The organism is Streptomyces sp. 130 (assembly GCF_007096885.1).
Taxonomy (GTDB): Bacteria; Actinomycetota; Actinomycetes; order Streptomycetales; family Streptomycetaceae; genus Streptomyces.
In genome coordinates, this window is the sequence record NZ_VJNO01000027.1 from 65,494 (window position 1) to 86,299 (window position 20,806).

The window sequence follows — 20,806 nt, forward strand, 5'->3', positions numbered from 1 at the left end:
TGCTCACGCGTCCTCACCGCTCCCGCATCCGATGCGCTTCCCCACGGACTCCACGAACCGGTCGAAGACCCGCTGGTCGGAGGGGCGGCCCCGGTCCTGGAGGCCGGCCTCCACCTGCCCGTAGAAGACCGTCGGCCGGCCGCCGCAGCTGCGGCGCACCAGGCCTTGTTCCGGCCCCTCCGGCATGCCCCGGAACAGGTCCACCAGACGGCTCCGGCTCGCCATCACGTAATGCGCGGACGGCTCCTCGGGCATCCGCAGCTGCTTCCACACCACCGAACACGTCTGGAGCCGGTCGGTGACCGCGCCCACCTGCTGCCTGTAGCGCGAACCTTCGCCGTAATCGAAGGTCATGCCCGGTATCCGGCAGAGCGGCGACGAGGCCGACTCCTCGTCCTCGGCCACCGTCACCATCGGGGAGCCGCCGCGCAGCGGCTGCTCCGGCGCGCACCCCGCCTTCTCCATACCGGTGTTGGCGGCGGCGAGCAGCATCCGGACCACCTCGGTGCGCGTGGCGATCGTGAACGGCATGGGGACCTTGCCGAGATGGCCGTCGCCGGTGCTCTCGCTGCGGATCGTCACCACGGACGGCGCGCCGTCCCGGTCGCAGGACGACGGCAGCACCAGCATGCCCCGGTCGGCGCCGGCCAGGCCGTCCAGCCCGTCCGGCAGCGGGGAGGCCGAGCCGTGGAAGTAGCGCGCCAGCCAGGCCCGCCGCTCCTTCGCCCCGGCGGGCACCGGCCCGTACTCCAGGGTCACCGACTCCTCGAAGGCCAGCGGCTTGTCCGAGTCGTCGTCCTCGACCGAGGAGGTGACGGACACCGTGCAGGTGCCGTGCGGACGTGCCGCCGAGGGCGCGGCGGACTCCGTGGAGCCGCGCTCGGAGCCGGACTTCTCCAACGCGTCGTCACCGAGGAAGGACGGGCCGCTGTTCTGCTTCCACGCGCCCCAGCAGTAACTGTCCCGGAACGGTCCGCTGTCCGTCGCCCACAGGACGGTGCCCGTCGCCAGCACCGCCCCGGCCACCACCCCGGCGGTGACCGAGGCCCGCCGCCTGCCGACGCCCATCACATTCCCCCTTGTGAAGCGGTAAAGGTCGCGCAAAGAGCCGATGCTACGACGTCACCGGTCACCTCGCGGAAGGGGGTCGCGGCCCCAACCCGGCACACAACGGACCCGGTTGCCGATTCCGTACGGCACCGGGCCCGCCCGGCGGTCTCAGCCCCGCGCCACCCGGAACCCGGGCAGCATGCCCGGCCGGTACGACCCCGAGCCGATGCCCTGCACCGCGTGGTCCAGCCCGCATGGACCCGGGCCCCGGCCACCAGACCCGTCAGGTGCTCCGCCGCGTCCAGCGCCTCCCCCGTCCAGCGCCGAGCCGTGAACGAGAACGGCGCCCCGCCCGCGCCCTGAAGCACCGGGTGCCCGGCACGGCGACCGCCGCCGGGTCGAGGCGTCGAATCCCGGCCGCACGATGTCCGCGCGCGGCGAGAGGTGGAAGGCCCGGCGGCCGTCGACAGCCGCCTGGCGTCGGACCCCGCGTACCAGAAGCACGGCGGCAGGCAGCCGGCGCCGGGTGACGGACTCTCGTACGGGGTGAGCGAGTCGGAGCCGGTGCGGCTCAAGCGTCTCCTCGGTCGGCGAGGCCCTCCGCAATCACGTCAGGGCCTGTCGTCAACTAGCGTCTGCAGTGCCCCGCAGGTTTGCAGACAGGCCCCGATGAGCGAAGAACCGGTTCGACGCGGGGCGTTCGGCGAGATGACCGGGCTCCTCCTTCCGAACCCTGACGGTCGCGCCCGCCGTTACGTCACCATGACGCCCCGGAGCCGTGCACCTACGCTCAGCGACGGTGTGCGCGGGTGAGGGACGGACCGGCGGAGCAAGGCCGCGCCGCCCTGACTGAGGGCGTGCTTACGCGGGAAGAGGCCGCCGGTGGGCACAGCCTCGAACGGGGCTTCGTCCGCTGGCAGACAGAGCGGTCCTTGGCCGCGCTCGGGCGCGTGGACCTGGTGTTCGTCCACAATCCCGAGCACCATGCGCACGGCCTTGACCGCGCCGTTCTGCACAGGCGGGTACGGGAAGCCTTTGCGGCGCTCGAAGAGTTCGCCCATGCGGGCAGGATCGGCGGGTACGGCGTCGCCACCTGGTCGGGCCTGACCTCCGGAGCGCTCAGCGTGCCCGAGTTGCTCACGCTCGCCCAGCAGGCGGCCGGTTCCGCCGACCACCACTTCACGGGCTTGCAGATGCCCGTCAGCCTGATCATGGATGCCCCCATCACCCAGGCTTTGAACGGCGGCGGACCGCTGGTGCAGGCGAAGGACGCGGGGCTGATCACCTTCGGCTCGGCCCCTCTGCACGGGGGCGAACTCCTCGACGCCATGACACCCGAACTGGTGAACCTCATCTGCCCCGGCCTGTCGGCCGCAGCCGCTGCCCTGCTGGCCGCTGGCTCGTGCCCTGGCCTCGATGTCGTCCTCACCTCCGCGAGCACCCGCGAGCACTGGGACGATGTGGCCAAGGCTCTGGGCTCGCCGCTGACGGCCCAGGAACTCAGGAGGGTGACGGATGAACTCGCCGGCGAATGAGGAGGTGCGGGCCGTGATGGAGGCCGCCCACGACCGGGCGGCCGGGGCGCTGGGCCTCACCTGCACGGGGCCGTTGGCGTGGGGCTTCCTCGGTGTCACTCTCGGACGCCGAGCGGGGGACCGGTGGCTACGGGTCAGCCGGACGGCGAAGAGGAACGCGGGCAGGAAGGCGGGGGAAGGCATCGTCGGCGCCTCGGAGCTGGTGCCTGACGGCGTGCCCCGCCCCCACCTGTACGCGGTGCATGACTGGACTGACGGCAAGTGGGCCTTCGAGTCGGAAGTCCTGGACTACCTCACGCAACCCATCGTGTCCCCGGACCGGGCCGACATCGACCACGACCCGGGGTTGCCGGACGAGTGGTGGGCGGACCTTCGCCAAGCCCTTGCCCTCGTCGCTGAAGCGGAGGGAGTGAAGGCCACCGTGCGGGACGGGTGGATCGAACGAGCCTTCCCCCAGTTCCTTGGTGTCCCGGCCCCCGCCCAGGTGGAGCGGGTGACCGGTCACGGTGACCTGCACGGGGGCAACCTCACCGCCGCGCCCCTGTGCCTGCTGGACTGGGAGCGGTGGGGCTTGGTGCCCTTCGGCTATGACGCGGGGCTCCTGCACGCCAACAGCCTGCTTGTGCCCGACGTAGCCGCCCGCATCCGCAAGGAGTTCGCGGCGGTCCTCGACACCCCGGCCGGCCGAATCGGGGAACTCGCGGCCTTGGCCGAGATGCTGCAAGCCGTAGCCCGTGGCTGGTATCCCGACCTTGCGCCCCGCCTGGTGGCCCGTGCGGAGGCGCTCACCGGAGTTCGCCCGCCCGTCCCTGCGCACTCCGAGGTGAGCGCCTGACTGCGCCCGTGCGCCTGTCTCAGGCGCTCTCGCTGGTGTGCCGGTGCCGGGCCCGGGGCCGGGGCAGGCCCGGGGGCTTCCCAATGGCTTGGCGCCGGCGGTGACGCTCTCTCTTGGCATGCCGGGCACTGGCTGTGGCTGGCTTGTCGTCGTCCACGACGGACCAGGAAGTCCGCTCGGCCATCGGCCACGTGGTTTTCTCACGCCACAGCGTGAGAAACAGAAAAACCCCACGTGGAGTGGGGTCTCTGCCGGTGTCCGAGGGGGGACTTGAACCCCCACGCCCGATAAAGGGCACTAGCACCTCAAGCTAGCGCGTCTGCCATTCCGCCACCCGGACCAGGTGTCTGTCTCGCGGGCCTTGCCCGTTCCGACGTGGAAAACCATAGCAAACATTGGAGGGTGCTCGATCACGGCCGGTCTCGTGGGGGCCTTGGGGGCGCGGGCCCGGCGATGGAGGATGGGAGGGAGCACCACGGCGACAGGGAAGGAACCAGCGTGAGCGAGAGCAATGCGGCCCGGAGCGGCTTGGGCGAGACCGCCGAGAACGAGGTGGTGGACCTCTGTCGTGACCTGATCCGGATCGACACCAGCAACTACGGCGACCACTCCGGGCCCGGCGAGCGGGCGGCCGCCGAGTACGTGGCGGAGAAGCTGGCCGAGGTCGGGCTGGAACCGAAGATCTTCGAGTCCCACAAGGGCCGCGCCTCCACCGTGGCGCGGATCGAGGGCGAGGACCCCTCCCGTCCGGCCCTGCTGATCCACGGCCACACCGACGTCGTCCCGGCCAACGCGGACGACTGGACGCACCACCCGTTCTCCGGCGAGATCGCGGACGGCTGCGTGTGGGGCCGGGGCGCGGTCGACATGAAGGACATGGACGCGATGACGCTCGCGGTGGTGCGCGAGCGCATGCGCAGCGGCCGCAAGCCCCCGCGCGACATCGTGCTCGCCTTCCTCGCGGACGAGGAGGCGGGCGGCACGTACGGGGCCCGCTACCTCGTGGACAAGCACCCCGGTCTGTTCGAGGGCGTCACCGAGGCGATCGGCGAGGTCGGCGGCTTCTCGTTCACCGTCAACGAGAACCTGCGGCTGTACCTCGTGGAGACGGCGCAGAAGGGCATGCACTGGATGCGGCTGACCGTGGACGGCACGGCGGGCCACGGCTCCATGACCAACGACGACAACGCGATCACCGAGCTGTGCGAGGCGGTCGGCCGGCTCGGCCGGCACACCTGGCCGGTCCGGGTGACCAAGACCGTGCGGTCCTTCCTGGACGAGCTGTCGGACGCGCTCGGCACCCCGCTCGACCCGGAGGACATGGAGGCCACGCTCGCCAAGCTGGGCGGCATCGCCAAGATGGTCGGCGCCACCCTGCGCAACTCCGCCGCCCCGACCATGCTCGGCGCCGGCTACAAGGTCAACGTGATCCCCGGACAGGCCACCGCCCACGTCGACGGGCGCTTCCTGCCGGGTTACGAGGAGGAGTTCCTGGCCGACCTCGACCGCATCCTCGGCCCGCGCGTCCGGCGCGAGGACGTGCACGGCGACAAGGCGCTGGAGACCGACTTCGACGGCGCCCTGGTGGACGCCATGCAGACCGCGCTCAAGGCCGAGGACCCGATCGCCCGCGCCGTCCCGTACATGCTCTCCGGCGGCACGGACGCCAAGTCCTTCGACGACCTGGGCATCCGCTGCTTCGGCTTCGCTCCGCTGAAGCTCCCGCCGGAGCTCGACTTCGCGGGCATGTTCCACGGCGTGGACGAGCGGGTCCCGGTCGACGGGCTGAAGTTCGGCGCCCGGGTCCTGGACCGCTTCATCGACCACAGCTGACCCGCAAGGGCGTAAATCGCCAGGATGTACGCCCATAACCGGTACGAGTGAATGGGGCGTTCGGCTCGTAGCCCCATTACTTCCTCCTCGTTACAGGGGGTGCGGTCCGCGGCTGGGACCGCGTTTGCCAACTAGGAGGAATCATGATCAAGAAGATCGTCGCCGCGGCGGCTGCCACCGGTGGTCTGGTGCTCGCGGGCGCCGGCATGGCCGTGGCCGACTCGGGTGCCCAGGGTGCCGCCATCGGCAGCCCCGGCGTCGTCTCGGGCAACGTCATCCAGGTTCCCGTCCACGTTCCCGTGAACGTGTGCGGCAACACGATCTCCGTGATCGGGCTGCTGAACCCGGCCTTCGGCAACGTCTGCGTCAACGACTGACGTTGTGCGTCAACCCGTAAGGGTTTGAGCCCGCTCGGCCCCGGACCGCACTCAACGCGCTCCGGGGCCGTCGGGTCCTTTGCCTCCGCACGGTAGTCCGGGGGTACTCCGGAAGGTAGAAGGCAGGAAACACCTATGCGACAGGTCACGCGAAACGGCCTGATCACCATGGCGGCAGCGGGTGGCGTTCTCGCCCTCGGCGGCGGCTACGCGCACGCCGACGCGGGAGCGGCCGGCGGCGCCTCGAATTCCCCGGGGGTGATTTCAGGGAATTCGGTGCAGATCCCGGTACACGTGCCGGTGAACGTCTGCGGAAACTCCGTGAGCGTCGTCGGACTGCTCAACCCGGCCGCCGGAAACGCCTGCGGAAACGGTTCGGACGGCGCGACCGCCGGCCGCCACGACTCCGCTTCGGGCACCTCCGGCAGCCACGACTCCGCGTCGGGTGCCTCCGGCAGCCACGCCGGCACCCGGGCCTCCGACGATCACGCCCGGGGGGCCAAGCAGGGCACCGGCAAGCACCGGGCCGTCCGCGGTGGCAACGGCGGCGGGGCCACCGCCCAGGGGATCACGCAGGGATCGCCCGGTGTGCTCTCGGGCAACCAGATCCAGGTGCCCATCGACATCCCCGTGAACGTCTGCGGCAACAGCATCGACGTCGTCGGCCTGCTGAACCCGGCGATCGGCAACACGTGCGAGAACGACAGCACGCCGCCGGTCGACGTTCCGGAACCCCCGGTCCGCCACGTCACGCCGCCGACGCCCGAGAAGCCCACTCCGAACACGCCGGAGCCGCAGACCGTGCCGGAGGCACCGCAGCTCGCCCACACCGGGGCGGGCGGGCTCGACCTGCTCGTCCCGGCGAGCGCGGGCCTGCTGCTGGCCGGCGCGGGCACGGTGCTCTACCGCCGCGCGAAGGCCGCCGCCTGACGGCAGCGCCGGACCGGCGAGCAGCAGTGAGGGAAACGGGCCCCGCGGATCGCGGGGCCCGTTTCGCGTGGTCGGACGGTCCGGGGCCGGTCCTTCCGGCTCACCACGTGGCCCGTAGCTGACGGATGATCCGGCGGCGCAGCCGCACGCGGCGGCTGCCGTCCCGGCGCAGCGTCAGACGGTCCAGCTCCCAGTGCCCGTACTCGGCATGGTCGGTCAACAGGCGGGCCGTGTCCTTCCGGGACACCCCGCGCGGCACGTACACATCGACGAATTCGTATTCCGGCATCGAATCCATTGTGCGGGCAAGGGCCCGGTACGGATAGCGTCTGCCCCATGTCTGATGCTGCGCAGCCCACCGCTGCCGAGGTACGCGCCGCCGCCGATGCGGTCAAAGCCGCGATCGACCACCACCTCGCGGCGGTCGAACGCCGGTCGGGGGACGAGGACCCCGCTGTCTACGACGCGTTCAACGCACTGGCCGCCGCCGCCGAGGCCTACGACGAACTCCTCTACGACCGCCACGACGAGGTGACCCCCTTCGAGATCCCCGGGGAGCAGGACGCCCTGCCGCCCTACAACGGACCCGACGAGCCGCACGCGCTCAGCGTGCTGATCCGCCGCGACTACGCGGTGGTGGAGCCCCAGCGGCTGCTGGCCCAGGCCCAGCGCCTGGCCGACGCCGACCCGGACGAACAGGAGGAGGGCGGCCCGGCGGTCGTCGGCAACAGCGTGCACGCGGCGCTGGGAGTGCTCTTCGGGGAGTACGAGGCGGACGAGATCGCCTCCCGGCACACGGAGTTCGGCCTGGAGGAGGGCGACTCCACGCTCTGGGTCGCGGCGGCGGAGGAACTCCCCGAACCGGGGGAGTGGCTGGCGGCCCCGTTCGACGACGCCGACCCCCAGCTGGTGGTCTGCCGCTTCGACGTCAGCGCGGTCTTCGACGACGACGACCTCGACGACGACCCGGAGGGACCGGGGCACCGCGCCGGCTGACCGCCGCCGCGGACCCTGTCGGACGCCCCAAGGGCCCCCGCGGACGCGCCAGGCGTCCGCAGGGGCCCTTGGGGCGCTCTCTCACCGCTCCTGGGGCTCCGGCGCCTGCTGGGATGCCCTGGACGCCTCCAGCAGGGCCCGCAGGCGCGTGGTGCGCTCCTGGGCGGGCACCTCGGCCACCGCGCGGGGCAGGGCCTGGTCGACGCCGTGCACCACGGACAGATGGCGCTCGCCCCGGCCGAACGCGGTGTAGACCCACGGCCGGCTCAGCCCGCCCGCCGCGTCGCCCGGCAGCACCACGACCGCGGCCGGCCACCGCATCCCGGCCGCCTGATGGGCGCTGAGCGCCCACGCGTGGCGCACGGACTCCGCCACCCGCTCCTGCGGTACGACGACGGGGCTCCCCGCACAGTCCAGGTGCAGCCCCTCCGCGTCCGCCGACACCACCACACCGGGCACCGTCCGCCCCGGCGCCGGGACATGGGCGACCCGGTCGCCCGGGTCGAAGCCGCCGAAGCGGCCGGGCCCCGGGTTGAGCCGCTGCTTCAGGGCCTCGTTCAGCGCCCGGGTGCCCGCCGCGCCGCCGTGGCCCACCGTGATGACCTGGGTCTCGCCGGACGGCACCCCGAGGGCGCGCGGCACCGAGTCGGCGACGAGCTGCACCGTGCGGTGCACCGCCTCGCCCGCGTCCCGGACCGGGACGATGACGACCTCCTTGCCCGGCGCCGCCACCTGGTTCAGCTCACCGACGCCGATGCCCGAGACCAGCTCGCCGATCGGGCCGGCGTCCGGGGTGCGGGAGGCGACGCGGGGGCAGGCACGGGCGGCCAGCACATCGGCGAACACCTGACCGGCGCCCGCCGAGCCCAGCACCCCCGGGTCGCCGCTGAGGACCAGGCGGACGCCGTCGGCCAGCGACTCCACCAGCATCGCGCCGGTCTCCACGTCCAGCTGGGGCGCGTCCAGCACGACGAGCAGGTCGAGGGCGAGCGCCCCCTCCTCGTCCCGCCCCGGCCCCTCGGCACCCGACAGCAGCCCGGCGAGCGTGACGGCCGCCTCCGGGGCGCCGATGTCCGCCGCGAGCCGCCGGCGCCCGTCCACGCTGTGCGCGGCGCCCAGGGCGCGCAGCCCGAGCCCCCGGGCCGCGGCGATCAGAGCGGCCGGCTCGGCCCGGGCCGCCTCGCCGCCCGTGTGCGCGACGAGGCCGTGGGCGGCGGTCGCGCGGATCAGCTCGGCGGCCGACGGGGAGGGCGCGGCGGTGGCCGCCTCCGACCAGTCCGCTTCCCCGCCGCCGTCGACCAGCCGGGCCAGCCCGTCGGCCAGGCTCTCCTCCGCCAGGGCGTAGCGGTCCAGGCCGAGGAGGACCTGGACGGGCGCGGCGGGCTCCTCCGGCTCGCCGGGCTCCTCGCCGGCCCCGCCGGCCTCCGGGCCGTCCTGGAAGACCAGCACGACGCCCTCCGCGACGGCGTGCTGCACGGCCGCGGCGGGGTCGCTCACGCCCCGGCCGGCCAGCGCCTCGCGCACCCGGTCCGCGTCCAGGGCGGTGTGGCCCCGGAGCGCGGCGCGCTCCAGGAGCCAGCCGGTCAGCGCGGCGGTGCGGCGCTCGTCGTCAGGTCCGGCCGCCGCCTTGAGCAGCGCCCGGGCGAAGCCGTCCGCCTGCTCGGGCCCGACGCCGGGCAGGGCCAGCAGCTGCCAGGGGTCCTCGCGCAGGATCTCGGCGGCCCGGTCCCCGAGCAGTGCGGCGGCGGGGCGGCCCAGCGCGGCGGGGGCCCCGCCGGCGGACAGCACGGCGGCCACGGCGGCGACGCTCTCGGCCGAGGCGGCCCGGGGCGCGGGAGCGGGCTCGGGGGCCCGGTCCCGCACCGGAGCCGGGGCGGGGGCCGTCCGCCGGGCGGGCGCCGGTGCGGGCGAGTCGTAGAACGCCGTGGCGGGCTTCTGCCCGCTCTCCACCGCCCGGACGGCCGCCAGCAGATCGGCCGCGGTCCCGCTCAGCTTCCCCCCGGCCTCGATGGGCCCGTCCTTCTCGGCCTTGCGCTTCTCGATCCGCTCCCGCAGCTCCCGCTGGGCGGCGATCTCGGCCTCGGCCTCGGACACCGCGGGGGCGCCTTCCTCACCGGCCCCGTCGCCGGTGCCCGCCGGGGCGGCCTCGGCGGCGGGGGTGCCGGCCGGGTCCGTCGCGTCGGCGGCGGCCGGGTCGGCGGCGGTGTCGGCGCCGGGGGATTCGCCCCGGGGTAGCGCGGTCACAGCGTGCTCCAGTCCTGGTCGGGATAGCGGTGCACGGGCGCCGACACATCGTCCAGCGCCTGGCAGATCTCGTCAGGAAGACTAAGCGTCTCCACTGACAACGCCTCCGCCAGCTGCTGCGCGTTGCGCGCGCCGACGATCGGTGCCGCGACGCCGGGCCGGTCGCGGACCCAGGCCAGGGCGACCTGGACGGGCGTGGTGGCCAGCCCGTCCGCCGCGGTCGCCACCGCGTCCACGATCCGGCCCGCCGCGTCGTCCAGGTACGGCTCCACGAAAGGGGCCAGCAGCTCGGACGCGCCGCGCGAGCCGGCCGGTGTGCCCGTGCGGTACTTGCCGGTCAGGACGCCCCGGCCGAGCGGCGACGAGGGCAGCAGGCCGAGGCCGAGGTCGAGCGCGGCGGGCAGCACCTCGCGTTCCACGCCGCGCTGGAGCAGCGAGTACTCCATCTGCGTCGCGGCGAGCCGGGTCCGCGCCCCGGGCGCGGCGAGCTGCCAGGTCGCGGCCTTCGCGAGCTGCCAGCCGGAGAAGCCGGACACCCCGGCGTAGCGGGCGCGCCCGGAGGACACCGCGAGGTCCAGCGCCTGGAGGGTCTCCTCCAGCGGGGTGTACGGGTCGAACGCGTGGAGCTGCCACAGGTCCACGTAATCCGTGCCCAGCCGGCTCAGCGAGGCGTCCAGGGCCGCCAGCAGGTGCCCGCGCGAGGCGTCGACCCTGCGGTACGGGTCGGCGACACTGCCCGCCTTGGTCGCGACGACCAGATCGCCCCTGGGCACCAGGCCGTCCACGAGCCGCCCGAGCAGATATTCGGCCTCGCCGCCGCCGTACACATCGGCCGTGTCCACCAGGGTGCCGCCCGCCTCCCAGAACACCTTCAGCTGCTCGGCAGCGTCGTGCTCGTCGGTGTCCCGGCCCCAGGTGAGGGTGCCGAGTCCGATCCTGGACACACGAAGGCCGGTGCGGCCCAGATGCCTCTGCTCCATGGGCGCTGAGATTACAACCGGCGTGCGGCGGCCCCCTGCCGGATCGACTTCGCGCGCGCTAGAGTCCGGAACCCAAGCACGTTACTGATCGGTAAGGGGTTCGGCCATGCGGCTCGGCATCAATCTCGGCTACTGGGGCGCGGGGATGGACGGCGACAATCTCGCCGTCGCGCAGGAGGCCGACCGGCTCGGCTACGACGTCTGCTGGGCGGCCGAGGCGTACGGCTCCGACGCGCCGACCGTGCTGGCCTGGGTGGCCGCGCAGACGGAGTCCATCGACGTCGGCTCGGCCATCCTCCAGATCCCGGCGCGCCAGCCCGCGATGGCGGCCATGACGGCGGCCACGCTCGACTCCCTGTCCGGCGGCCGGTTCCGGCTCGGCCTCGGGGTGTCCGGCCCGCAGGTCTCCGAGGGCTGGTACGGAGTCAAGTTCGACAAGCCGCTGGCCCGCACCCGGGAGTACGTGGACATCGTCCGCAAGGCGATGACCCGCGAGCGGCTCTCGTACGAGGGGGAGCACTGGACGCTCCCGCTGCCGGACGGCCCCGGCAAGCCGCTCAAGCTGACCGTGCACCCGCAGCGCGAGCACATCCCGCTCTACATCGCCGCGATCGGCCCGAAGAACCTGGAGCAGACCGGCGAGATCGCCGACGGCGCCCTGCTGATCTTCCCCTCGGCCGAGCACCTGGAGGAGACCGCGGTCGGCCATCTGCGGGCCGGCCGGGAGAAGGCCGGGAAGACGATGGAGGGCTTCGACGTCTGCCCGACCGTCCCGCTCGCCGTCGGCGACGACATCCCCGGCCTCGCGGACATGTTCCGCCCCTACACCGCGCTGTACGTCGGCGGCATGGGCAGCGCGAAGCAGAACTTCTACAACCGGCTCGCGCAGCGCATGGGGTACGAGAAGGAGGCCGCCGAGATCCAGGAGAAGTACCTTTCCGGCGACAAGAGCGGCGCGGCGGCCGCCGTACCGCACCGCCTGATCGACCAGACCACGCTGCTCGGCTCCGTGGACCGCATCGCCGAGCGCATGCAGGCGTACGCGGAGGTGGGGGTCACGACCCTGACCCTGGCGCCCGCGGGCTTCACCCTGGACGAGCGGATCGCCGCGCTCCGGGCCGGCACGGACGCCCTGGAGCGGGCCGGGCTCGCGTGACCGGAAGAGGCTCCGCGGCCGTGGTGGGGGCTCGGGGGGTCCTCCCCGCCACGGCCGTCACGGGGAACAACGCGCCCGGCGCGGCGGGGTCACGGGGCCACGCAAAAACGGTTCGCCCGTCACGGTCGCGCCTCGCGCGCGCGGCTCCCGCATCACCCGTCCGGCCCAGCCGCCGCCCGCTCCTGTTGCCCGCCTCCGCCCCACGCCGTTGACTGGCGCTCGGCGACGCCGGCACGGAGGTGGCAGTGATGCTCTCGGCAAAGAACCTGTTCCAGGAGATTCTCGACAACGACGACTCGTTCCGGCTGTTCTGCTCCATCGCGGCCAGCGGCGAGTCCCAGGGCGGCTGGGAGAACGGCCGGATCGCGGCCCTCGTCCCCGCGAGCCAGCGCCCGCTGGCCCCCAAGATCGCCCGGCACGGCGCCGACGAGGACAAGCACGGCAGGATCTTCAACGCCCTGCTCAAGAAGCGCGGCCTGCAGCCCGCGCCCGTCCCGCCGGACACCGACTACACGATGCTCCTGGAGCGCCACGGCATCGGGCTCGCGCACGAGCAGCTGGGCCGCGAGGAGCCGCTGACCGAGCGCGACATCATCACGTATCTGGCCCACAGCAGGGTCACCGAGCAGCGCGCGTCCGAGCAGATGCGGCTGCTGCACAAGTACTTCGCCGACCACCCCGAGCTCGGCCGCGCGGTCCGGATGATCTCCGACGACGAGGACAACCACCTCGCGTACTGCCACGAGGAGCTGCTGCGCTTCGCGCGGGCCGGGCACGGCCGCACGATCCAGCGCATCCTGCGCGAGTGCGCGCTCGCCGAGATCCGGATCTACCGCGACGTCAGCCTCGCCGTCATGGACCACATGGGCCGGGTGCTCGGCTGGTCCCGCGCGAAGGCCGGGGTGCTCGCCGCGGGCATCCACGCCATGTACGCCTACGAGCGCCTCGGCGGCTGGCGGCGCATGGTCAGCCTGGCACCGCCCACCCGGCGCGACGCCCTCGGCGGACCCGCGACGCCCGCGCCGGAGTACGCCTGAGGCCCGGGGCCGGGGGCGCTACAGCCAGCCGCGCCGCTTGAACTGGCGGTACAGTCCCAGCACCGCCCCCGCCATCAGCAGCAGCACCAGCGGGTAGGAGCCGACCCACCGCAGCTCCGGCATGTGCTCGAAGTTCATCCCGTAGATCCCCGCGACCATCGTCGGCACCGCGGCCATCGCCGCCCAGGCGGAGATCTTGCGCATGTCGTCGTTCTGCCGCACCCCCATCTGCGCGAGATGCGCGGACAGGATGTCGGACAGCAGCCGGTCAAGACCCTCCACCTGCTCGTTCGCCCGGGTCAGATGGTCCTGGACGTCCCGGAAGAACGGCTGCGCGTGCTCCTGGACGAACGGCACCCCCGCACTCGCCAGCCGGGCCATCGGCGCGGCCAGCGGAACGGTCGCCCGGCGGAATTCGAGGACCTGGCGCTTGAAGGTGTAGATGCGCGCCGCGGTGTTCTTGGAGTCGTCCGTACCGCTCGGCGCGAAGACCTGCGTCTCCAGCTCCTCCAGATCGACCTGGAGCTCGCCCGCCACGTCTATGTAGTGGTCCACGATGGCGTCGCTCACCGCGTACAGGACCGATGTCGGCCCGTGCCGCAGCACCTCGGGCTCGGACTCCAGGCGGCGGCGCACGGCCGCCAGCGGCGCGCCCTCGCCGTGCCGCACGGTCACCACGAATGAGTCGCCCATGAACACCATCAGCTCGTGCGTGGTGACCGTGTCGCTGTCGTGGTCGTACAGGACCGGCTTGATCACCGCGAACAGCGAGTCGTCGTACACCTCCAGCTTCGGCCGCTGGTGGGCGGAGAGGGCGTCCTCGACGGCCAGCGGGTGCAGCCCGAACTCGCTGCTGACGAGGTCGAACTCCCTCTCCGTCGGCTCGTGCAGGCCGATCCAGAGGAACGCGTCGCCGGACTCCCGCGCCTGGGCGAGGGCGTCGGAGAAGTCGGCGGGGCCCTCGGTCCGGCGTCCGTCGCGATAGATGGCGCAGTCGACAATCACGGCGCGCATTCTTCCCTGCTTCCGGCCCGGTATGCACCTTTGGCCCCGCCGGGAAACCGGGCCGCGCCCGTACGCTGGACGGCATGCCCACCCTGATCCTCGTACGCCACGGACGCTCCACCGCCAACACCGCCGGGGTGCTCGCGGGCCGGACCCCCGGCGTCGCCCTCGACGAGCGGGGCGCCGCACAGGCCGCCGCGCTCCCCGGCCGGCTGGCCGCCCTGCCGCTCGCCGCCGCCGTCAGCAGCCCCCTGCAACGCTGCCGGGAGACCCTGGAACCCCTGCTGGCCGCCCGCCCCGACCTGCCGCTGCACGTGGAGGACCGGATCAGCGAGTGCGACTACGGCGACTGGTCGGGCCGCAAGCTCGCCGAACTCACCGACGAACCGCTGATGACCGTGGTCCAGCAGCACCCCTCCGCCGCCGCGTTCCCCGGAGGCGAGTCGATGCGCGCGATGCAGGCCCGCGCCGTCGAGGCGGTACGGGACTGGAACGCGCGGATCGAGGCGGAGCACGGCGAGAACGCCGTCTACGTCATGTGCTCGCACGGCGACATCATCAAGTCCCTGGTCGCCGACGCGCTCGGCATGCACCTGGACCTCTTCCAGCGCGTCCACGCCGACCCGTGCTCGGTCACCGCGATCCGCTACACGAGGCTCCGCCCCTATCTGCTGCGCCTCGGCGACACGGGCGACCTCGCCGGACTCGCGCCCCGCGAGCCGGGCCCGGACGCCGCCGCCGGGCAGGACGCGGCGGTAGGGGGCGGCGCTGGGGCGCCGTGATCGCCGCGCGCAGTAGGGTGGACGCGCCGTAGAACGCTTTCCGAGGCTCCGGCCCACCCTCATCTGCCCGCCGACTCTCAAGGGAGACAGGACGTGTCCCGTCAGGTGTTCCTCTACGACCCCCCGGACCGCTTCGTGGCCGGCACGGTCGGGCTGCCTGGACGCCGTACGTTCTTCCTGCAGGCATCCTCAGGCGGACGTGTCACCAGCGTGGCCCTGGAGAAGACCCAGGTCGCCGCGCTCGCCGAGCGCGTGGACGAACTCCTCGACGAGGTCGTACGCCGCACCGGCGGGAACTCCCCGGTGCCCGCGGTCGCCCCGATGGACGTCACCGACACCGCGCCGCTCGACGTCCCCGTCGAGGAGGAGTTCCGCGTCGGCACCATGGCGCTCGCCTGGGACGGCGAGGAGCAGCGCATGATCGTCGAGGCGCAGGCCCTGGTCGAGCTGGACGCCGACTCCGTCGAGGACCTCGCCGAGGCCGAGGAGCGGCTGCTCCAGGACGAGGAGAACGGCCCGCCCATGCTCCGCGTCCGGCTCACCGGCGCCCAGGCCCGCGCCTTCGCCAAGCGCGCCCTGGACGTGGTCAACGCCGGCCGCCCGCCCTGCCCGCTGTGCAGCCTGCCGCTCGACCCGGAAGGACACGTATGCCCGCGCCAGAACGGATACCGCCGGGGCGCCTGATCGACGCGGAGCAGGTCGCCCTGCTGGCCGAGGGCACCCTCACCGTCCTCGGGCAGGTCTGCGGGGCGTCCAACGCGGTGCTGTACTGCTCCGTCGCCCACGAGGGCGAGGAGGCGCACTGCGTGTACAAGCCCGTGGCGGGCGAGCAGCCGCTCTGGGACTTCCCCGACGGCACCCTCGCCCAGCGCGAGGTGGCCGCCTACGAGGTCTCCGAGGCCATGGGCTGGGGGCTGATCCCGCCGACCGTGCTCCGGGACGGGCCGTACGGCCGGGGCATGTGCCAGCTGTGGATCGACGCCGAGCAACCGGGCGAGGACGAGCCCGGACTGCTCGCCCTCGTCGAGGACGAGGAGCCCGGGGAGGGCTGGAAGGCGGTCGCGTTCGCCGAGGTGGGGGAGGGGAGGACCGCCCTGCTCGTGCACGCGGACGACCCCCGGCTGCGGCGGCTCGCCGTCCTGGACGCCGTCATCAACAACGGCGACCGCAAGGGCGGCCACCTGCTGCCCGCCCCCGGCGGCCGGCTCTACGGCATCGACCACGGGGTGACCTTCAACGCCGACGACAAGCTGCGCACCCTGCTGTGGGGCTGGGCGGGCGAGCCCCTGACCGCCGAGGCCGTCGAGGTCCTGGCCCGGCTGGCCGCGGCACTGGAGCCCGGCGCCCCGCTGGTCACCCGGCTGGCCGAACTCATCACGGCGGCCGAGATCGAGGCCCTGCGGGCCCGCGTGGCCGGCCTGCGGACGACCGGGCTGCACCGGGAGCCCAGCGGCGAGTGGCCCGCCATCCCCTGGCCGCCGGTCTGACGCCGGTCCGCCCCGACGCACGCCGGGCGCGGCGGCGCAAGAGTGCCTCTTCGGTCAGATCCCCCCTCCGGTTCGTATCCGGAAGCCGCGTCCGGTTACGCTCGTGACATGCATGCCTGGCCCGCTTCTGAGGTCCCCGCCCTGCCCGGCAAGGGCCGCGACCTTCGGATTCACGACACCGCGACCGGCGGACGGATCACCCTTGACCCCGGTCCCGTCGCCCGCATCTACGTCTGCGGCATCACGCCGTACGACGCGACCCACATGGGTCATGCGGCGACCTACAACGCGTTCGACCTCGTGCAGCGCGTGTGGCTCGACACCAAGCGGCAGGTTCACTACGTCCAGAACGTGACGGACGTGGACGACCCGCTGCTGGAGCGGGCCGTGCGCGACGGACAGGACTGGACCGAGCTCGCGGAGCGCGAGACGGCCCTGTTCCGCGAGGACATGACCGCGCTCCGCATGCTCCCGCCGCGCCACTACATCGGCGCCGTCGAGGCGATACCCGGCATCGTGCCGCTCGTGGAACGCCTCCGCGACGCGGGCGCCGCCTACGAGCTCGACGGCGACATCTACTTCTCCGTCGACACCGACCCGCACTTCGGCGAGGTCTCCAACCTCGACGCCGAGGCGATGCGGCTGCTCTCGGCCGAACGCGGCGGCGACCCGGAGCGCCCCGGCAAGAAGAACCCGCTCGACCCGATGCTCTGGATGGCCGCCCGCGAGGGCGAGCCGAGCTGGGACGGCGGCTCCCTCGGCGCGGGCCGGCCCGGCTGGCACATCGAGTGCGTGGCCATCGCCCTCGACCACCTCGGCATGGGCTTCGACGTCCAGGGCGGCGGCTCCGACCTCGCCTTCCCGCACCACGAGATGGGTGCCTCGCACGCCCAGGTGCTGACCGGCGAGCACCCCTTCGCCCAGGCGTACGTGCACGCCGGCATGGTCGCCCTGGACGGCGAGAAGATGTCCAAGTCCAAGGGCAACCTCGTCTTCGTCTCCGCGTTGCGCCGCGACGGCGTGGACCCGGCCGCCATCCGCCTGGCCCTCCTCGCCCACCACTACCGCTCCGACTGGGAGTGGACCGACCAGGTGCTCGCCGACGCCGTGGCCCGCCTCGGCCGCTGGCGCGCCGCCGTCTCCCGCCCGGACGGGCTGTCCGCGGACGCCCTGGTCGAGGAGGTCCGCGCGGCCCTGGCCGACGACCTGGACGCCCCGGCCGCGCTGGCCGCCGTCGACCGCTGGGCCGAGCGGCAGGCCGCCGAGGGCGGTTCGGACGAGGGGGCGCCCGGACTCGTCTCCCGCACCGTGGACGCCCTCCTCGGTGTGGCTCTGTAGCTCCTTCCTCGTAACTCTCCGTCGTAGCAGCCGAGTTCACCGGCCCCGGACTTCTTCACGAAGTTCGGGGCCGGTTCCGTTTTGTCCATGGTCAAATGCTCGGTGCTGCGCTAAAAGCGCTCTATGCAATCATCAACGCGCATCAGATCGGCGGTAGTTGCAGCGCTGCTGGGACTCTTCGCCGTGCTCACCGGACCGGGTGCGGCCCGGGCCGCCGACGCGGCGGAACCAGCCGCCACGACGGTCGGCGACCTCACCGGCTTCTCGGCCGACGGGGCCGTGTACCGCCTGACGGCGGGGGCGGCGAAGGCCCGGGTCAGTTTCGTCTCCGAGGAGACCTTCCGTATCGAACTCGCCCCCGACGGCACCTTCGAGGACCCGGCCGGCGACGCCATCGTGCTCCCGCAGGGCACCCCGCCCCGCACCCGTTGGAAGGAGCGCGGGGACCGCTACGAGCTGTCCACCCGTAGCGTCACCCTCCGTGTCTACAAGTCGCCTCTGCGGTTCGCTCTGTACCGGGCCGACGGCGGCCGGGTCTGGTCCGAGGCGAAGGGGCTGAGCTGGGACGCCGAGCAGACCACCCAGACCCTCGCCCGAGGCGCCGACGAGCAGTTCTACGGCGCCGGCATGCAGAACGGCCGGGGCAACACCTCGCACCGGGGCAAGACCGTCGAGGTGGGCGTCGACTACAACTGGAACGACGGCGGCCACCCCAACTCGGTGCCGTTCTACCTCTCCTCGGCCGGCTACGGCGTCTTCCGCAACACCTTCGCGCCCGGCACCTACGCCTTCAACGACCCGGTGACCACCAGCGAGCAGGAGCGGCGCTTCGACGCGTACTACTTCGCCGGTGACAGCGCCAAGGACGTCATCGGGCAGTACACGAAGCTCACCGGCAAGCCGTTCCTGCCCCCGGTCTACGGCCTGGAGATGGGCGACTCCGACTGCTACCTGCACAACGCCAACCGCGGTGAGCGCCGGACCCTGGACGCCCTGAAGGTCGCCGACGGCTACGTCGAGCACGACATGCCCAACGGCTGGATGCTCGTCAACGACGGCTACGGCTGCGGCTACGAGGACCTCGCCGAGACGGCGAAGGGCCTCAAGGACCGCGGCATGGAGCTCGGCCTGTGGACCGAGGACGGCATCGACGACCTCGCGGACCAGGTGAAGGCCGGGCAGCGCGTCGCGAAGCTGGACGTCGCCTGGGTCGGCCCCGGCTACGAGTTCGCGCTCGACGGCTGCAAGGACGCCTACGCGGGCATCGAGGCCAACAGCGACGCGCGCGGCTTCACGTACGCCCCCGAGAGCTGGGCCGGCGCGCAGCGCTGCGGGGTCCAGTGGTCCGGCGACCAGTACGGCACCTGGGACTACATCCGCTGGCAGATCCCGACCTACGCGGGGGCCACGATGTCCGGCCTCGCCTACACCACGGGCGACGTGGACGGCATCTTCGGCGGCAGCGCCAAGACGTACACCCGTGACCTCCAGTGGAAGATGTTCCTGGGGACCACGATGACCATGGACGGCTGGGCGGCCGTCGACAAGCAGCCCTTCCGCTACGGCGAGCCCTACACCTCCGTCAACCGCGCCTACCTCAAGCTCAAGGAGTCGCTGCTGCCCTACCAGTACTCCTACGCCCACGAGGCGACCGAGACCGGCGTCGGCATGGTCCGCCCGCTGGTCCTGGAGTACCCGGACGACCCGAAGGCGGCGACGGACGCCGCGAAGTACGAGTTCATGTCGGGCGAGGACTTCCTCGTCGCCCCGGTCTACGAGGACAGCACCGAGCGCGACGGCATCTACCTGCCGAAGGGCACCTGGACCGACTACTGGACCGGGCGCACCTACCAGGGCCCCGTCACCCTCGACGACTACAGCGCCCCGCTGGACACCCTGCCGCTGTTCGTCAAGGGCGGGGCCAGTGTGCCGATGTGGCCGGGCATCCGCTCGTACACCGACCGCACCGCCGACTCCCCGCTGGCCTGGGACATCTATCCGCAGGGCCGCTCCTCGTTCACGCTGTACGAGGACGACGGCGTGACCCGCGAGCACCGCGACGGCGCGTACGCCACGCAGACCGCCGACGTCCGCGCACCCGCCCGGGGCTCCGGCGACGTCACCGTGGACATCGGCGCGAGCGAGGGGGAGTTCACGGGCAAGCAGAGCAGCCGCCCGTACGAGTTCACCGTGCACACCGGCTCCGAGCCGAGCGCGGTCCAGCTCAGGGGCAAGCTGCCCCGGCTCACCTCGGCCGCCGCGTACGCGAAGGCGGAGCAGGGCTGGTTCTACGACCGGGACGACCGGGGCGGCGTGGTGAAGATCAGGACCGCACCGCTGCCCACGGACCGGAAGTTCTCCGTGAAGCTCAAGCACACCAGCGCGGTCGGCGGCCGGAACTCCGCCGCCGCGGCCACCGTCACGGCCCCGCGCGGCCAGGAGGCCGGCGCGGGCGCCCCGAGCACCGTCGCCGTCGACGTCACCGCGGGCAACGCCGATGTGACGGACGCGTCCGTCACGCTCGACGTCCCCGAGGGCTGGCAGGCCGCCACCGCCGCGCCGGTGAAGCGGATACCGGCGGGCACCACCCGGCGCGTCGAGGTCGAGGTCACCCCGGCGAAGGGCGCGACGGCCGGCGAGGCGCGGCTGACCGCCCTCGCGCGCTACCGGTCGGCGGGCGAGTCCCGCACCGCCGCCGAGCGGCTCGCGGTCTCCGTCATGCCGGCCCCGCCCACCGGGGAGACCTGGGCGAGCGACATGGAGTGGCTGAACGCGGCCAACGGCTACGGCCCCGCAGAGCGCGACCGCAGCAACGGCGAGTCGGGCGCGGCCGACGGACATCCGCTCACGCTGGCCGGGAAGACCTACGAGAAGGGGATCGGCACCCACGCCGACTCCGACATCGAGGTCTACCTCGGCGGACAGTGCTCCCGGTTCACCGCGGACACCGGCATCGACGACGAGATCAACGGGTACGGCGAGGTCGCGTTCTCCGTGGAGGCCGACGGCAAGGTGCTGTGGACCTCGCCGAAGGTGACCGGGGCGTCCGGGACCGTACCGGTGGACGTGGCGCTCGACGGGGCGCGGCACGTCCACCTGAAGGTCACGGACACGAACGGGTCCAAGACCGGCGACCACGGGGACTGGGCCGCCGCGCGCTTCGTCTGCTCCTGAACGACGGGCACCCGGCACAGGAGCCGGGCGGGTTCGCACCCGCCCGG

At 73.0% G+C, this 20,806-nt stretch carries 18 protein-coding genes and 1 tRNA gene; 13 read left to right on the forward strand and 6 right to left on the reverse strand.

The window, feature by feature from the left end:
• Positions 1-3: 3 nt before the first annotated feature.
• Entirely contained in the window at positions 4-1,068 is a 1,065-nt protein-coding gene (locus FKN01_RS22080) for a hypothetical protein (protein WP_143623294.1), read from the reverse strand.
• A gap of 839 nt (positions 1,069-1,907) precedes the next feature.
• Between FKN01_RS22080 and FKN01_RS22090 the strand changes: the two genes are divergently transcribed.
• Both FKN01_RS22090 and FKN01_RS22095 read left to right on the forward strand, forming a co-directional pair.
• Complete coding sequence (locus FKN01_RS22090; protein WP_398932945.1) at positions 1,908-2,585, forward strand: aldo/keto reductase; 678 nt, start codon at positions 1,908-1,910, stop codon at positions 2,583-2,585.
• Positions 2,566-3,420, forward strand: a complete 855-nt coding sequence (locus FKN01_RS22095) for a phosphotransferase (RefSeq protein ID WP_143623298.1) — start codon at positions 2,566-2,568, stop codon at positions 3,418-3,420. The genes FKN01_RS22090 and FKN01_RS22095 overlap by 20 nt, the downstream gene beginning before the upstream one ends.
• Positions 3,421-3,675: 255 nt before the next feature.
• Here the strand turns inward: FKN01_RS22095 and FKN01_RS22100 are convergent.
• A tRNA-Leu gene (locus FKN01_RS22100) sits at positions 3,676-3,760 on the reverse strand.
• 158 nt (positions 3,761-3,918) lie between these two features.
• Between FKN01_RS22100 and FKN01_RS22105 the strand changes: the two genes are divergently transcribed.
• From FKN01_RS22105 to FKN01_RS33605, 3 genes are all read left to right on the forward strand, one after another.
• Complete coding sequence (locus FKN01_RS22105) at positions 3,919-5,253, forward strand: M20/M25/M40 family metallo-hydrolase (protein WP_143623299.1); 1,335 nt, start codon at positions 3,919-3,921, stop codon at positions 5,251-5,253.
• A 143-nt stretch (positions 5,254-5,396) separates the two neighbouring features.
• Positions 5,397-5,630, forward strand: coding sequence for a chaplin ChpH (gene chpH, locus FKN01_RS22110; protein WP_143623301.1), 234 nt, complete (start codon positions 5,397-5,399; stop codon positions 5,628-5,630).
• Positions 5,631-5,765: 135 nt separating this feature from the next.
• Positions 5,766-6,560, forward strand: a complete 795-nt coding sequence (locus tag FKN01_RS33605; RefSeq protein WP_143623303.1) for a chaplin — start codon at positions 5,766-5,768, stop codon at positions 6,558-6,560.
• Positions 6,561-6,660: 100 nt separating this feature from the next.
• Here the strand turns inward: FKN01_RS33605 and FKN01_RS22120 are convergent, their stop codons facing one another.
• Positions 6,661-6,849, reverse strand: coding sequence for a DUF5703 family protein (locus FKN01_RS22120; RefSeq protein ID WP_018103708.1), 189 nt, complete (start codon positions 6,847-6,849; stop codon positions 6,661-6,663).
• A 47-nt stretch (positions 6,850-6,896) separates the two neighbouring features.
• Between FKN01_RS22120 and FKN01_RS22125 the strand changes: the two genes are divergently transcribed.
• Positions 6,897-7,556, forward strand: coding sequence for a hypothetical protein (locus FKN01_RS22125; protein WP_143623305.1), 660 nt, complete (start codon positions 6,897-6,899; stop codon positions 7,554-7,556).
• Positions 7,557-7,637: 81 nt separating this feature from the next.
• Here FKN01_RS22125 and FKN01_RS22130 read toward each other — a convergent pair whose 3' ends face one another.
• Both FKN01_RS22130 and FKN01_RS22135 read right to left on the reverse strand, forming a co-directional pair.
• Positions 7,638-9,800 carry a helix-hairpin-helix domain-containing protein gene (locus FKN01_RS22130; RefSeq protein ID WP_260696975.1) on the reverse strand — a complete coding sequence of 721 codons (2,163 nt, stop codon included), beginning with the start codon at positions 9,798-9,800 and terminating at the stop codon, positions 7,638-7,640.
• Positions 9,797-10,780, reverse strand: a complete 984-nt coding sequence (locus tag FKN01_RS22135) for an aldo/keto reductase (protein ID WP_143623309.1) — start codon at positions 10,778-10,780, stop codon at positions 9,797-9,799. Before FKN01_RS22135 ends, FKN01_RS22130 begins: the two co-directional genes overlap by 4 nt.
• Positions 10,781-10,886: 106 nt before the next feature.
• On the opposite strand from FKN01_RS22135, the gene FKN01_RS22140 reads away from it, so the two are divergent.
• Both FKN01_RS22140 and FKN01_RS22145 read left to right on the forward strand, forming a co-directional pair.
• A complete protein-coding gene (locus FKN01_RS22140) occupies positions 10,887-11,936 on the forward strand; it encodes an LLM class F420-dependent oxidoreductase (RefSeq protein WP_143623311.1) in 1,050 nt (349 codons plus the stop codon).
• Positions 11,937-12,184: 248 nt separating this feature from the next.
• Complete coding sequence (locus FKN01_RS22145) at positions 12,185-12,973, forward strand: ferritin-like domain-containing protein (RefSeq protein WP_143623313.1); 789 nt, start codon at positions 12,185-12,187, stop codon at positions 12,971-12,973.
• 18 nt (positions 12,974-12,991) lie between these two features.
• Here FKN01_RS22145 and corA read toward each other — a convergent pair whose 3' ends face one another.
• Entirely contained in the window at positions 12,992-13,987 is a 996-nt protein-coding gene (gene corA / locus FKN01_RS22150) for a magnesium/cobalt transporter CorA (RefSeq protein ID WP_143623315.1), read from the reverse strand.
• Positions 13,988-14,061: 74 nt separating this feature from the next.
• Here corA and FKN01_RS22155 point away from each other — a divergent pair, with 74 nt between their 5' ends.
• From FKN01_RS22155 to FKN01_RS22175, 5 genes are all read left to right on the forward strand, one after another.
• Entirely contained in the window at positions 14,062-14,760 is a 699-nt protein-coding gene (locus tag FKN01_RS22155) for a histidine phosphatase family protein (RefSeq protein WP_143623317.1), read from the forward strand.
• 93 nt (positions 14,761-14,853) lie between these two features.
• Entirely contained in the window at positions 14,854-15,444 is a 591-nt protein-coding gene (locus FKN01_RS22160) for a DUF3090 domain-containing protein (protein WP_143623319.1), read from the forward strand.
• Positions 15,408-16,247 (forward strand): SCO1664 family protein, encoded by an 840-nt coding sequence (locus tag FKN01_RS22165; RefSeq protein ID WP_143623321.1) that lies wholly within the window; start codon positions 15,408-15,410, stop codon positions 16,245-16,247. The genes FKN01_RS22160 and FKN01_RS22165 overlap by 37 nt, the downstream gene beginning before the upstream one ends.
• 108 nt (positions 16,248-16,355) lie before the next feature.
• Positions 16,356-17,585: a cysteine--1-D-myo-inosityl 2-amino-2-deoxy-alpha-D-glucopyranoside ligase gene (gene mshC / locus FKN01_RS22170; protein ID WP_143623323.1), complete on the forward strand. Its 1,230-nt coding sequence runs from the start codon at positions 16,356-16,358 to the stop codon at positions 17,583-17,585.
• Positions 17,586-17,708: 123 nt separating this feature from the next.
• Positions 17,709-20,759: an NPCBM/NEW2 domain-containing protein gene (locus FKN01_RS22175; protein ID WP_143623325.1), complete on the forward strand. Its 3,051-nt coding sequence runs from the start codon at positions 17,709-17,711 to the stop codon at positions 20,757-20,759.
• Positions 20,760-20,806 lie beyond the last annotated feature (47 nt).

Excerpts from the sequence above, each read along its gene's own strand:
- FKN01_RS22165 (WP_143623321.1), top strand. The coding sequence starts at position 15,408 with ATGCCCGCGCCAGAACGGATACCGCCGGGGCGCCTGATCGACGCGGAG.
- corA (WP_143623315.1), bottom strand. The coding sequence starts at position 13,987 with ATGCGCGCCGTGATTGTCGACTGCGCCATCTATCGCGACGGACGCCGG.
- FKN01_RS22095 (WP_143623298.1), top strand. The coding sequence starts at position 2,566 with ATGAACTCGCCGGCGAATGAGGAGGTGCGGGCCGTGATGGAGGCCGCC.
- FKN01_RS22080 (WP_143623294.1), bottom strand. The coding sequence starts at position 1,068 with ATGGGCGTCGGCAGGCGGCGGGCCTCGGTCACCGCCGGGGTGGTGGCC.
- mshC (WP_143623323.1), top strand. The coding sequence starts at position 16,356 with ATGCATGCCTGGCCCGCTTCTGAGGTCCCCGCCCTGCCCGGCAAGGGC.
- chpH (WP_143623301.1), top strand. The coding sequence starts at position 5,397 with ATGATCAAGAAGATCGTCGCCGCGGCGGCTGCCACCGGTGGTCTGGTG.
- FKN01_RS33605 (WP_143623303.1), top strand. The coding sequence starts at position 5,766 with ATGCGACAGGTCACGCGAAACGGCCTGATCACCATGGCGGCAGCGGGT.
- FKN01_RS22155 (WP_143623317.1), top strand. The coding sequence starts at position 14,062 with ATGCCCACCCTGATCCTCGTACGCCACGGACGCTCCACCGCCAACACC.
- FKN01_RS22145 (WP_143623313.1), top strand. The coding sequence starts at position 12,185 with ATGCTCTCGGCAAAGAACCTGTTCCAGGAGATTCTCGACAACGACGAC.
- FKN01_RS22120 (WP_018103708.1), bottom strand. The coding sequence starts at position 6,849 with ATGCCGGAATACGAATTCGTCGATGTGTACGTGCCGCGCGGGGTGTCC.
- FKN01_RS22175 (WP_143623325.1), top strand. The coding sequence starts at position 17,709 with ATGCAATCATCAACGCGCATCAGATCGGCGGTAGTTGCAGCGCTGCTG.
- FKN01_RS22140 (WP_143623311.1), top strand. The coding sequence starts at position 10,887 with ATGCGGCTCGGCATCAATCTCGGCTACTGGGGCGCGGGGATGGACGGC.
- FKN01_RS22135 (WP_143623309.1), bottom strand. The coding sequence starts at position 10,780 with ATGGAGCAGAGGCATCTGGGCCGCACCGGCCTTCGTGTGTCCAGGATC.
- FKN01_RS22125 (WP_143623305.1), top strand. The coding sequence starts at position 6,897 with ATGTCTGATGCTGCGCAGCCCACCGCTGCCGAGGTACGCGCCGCCGCC.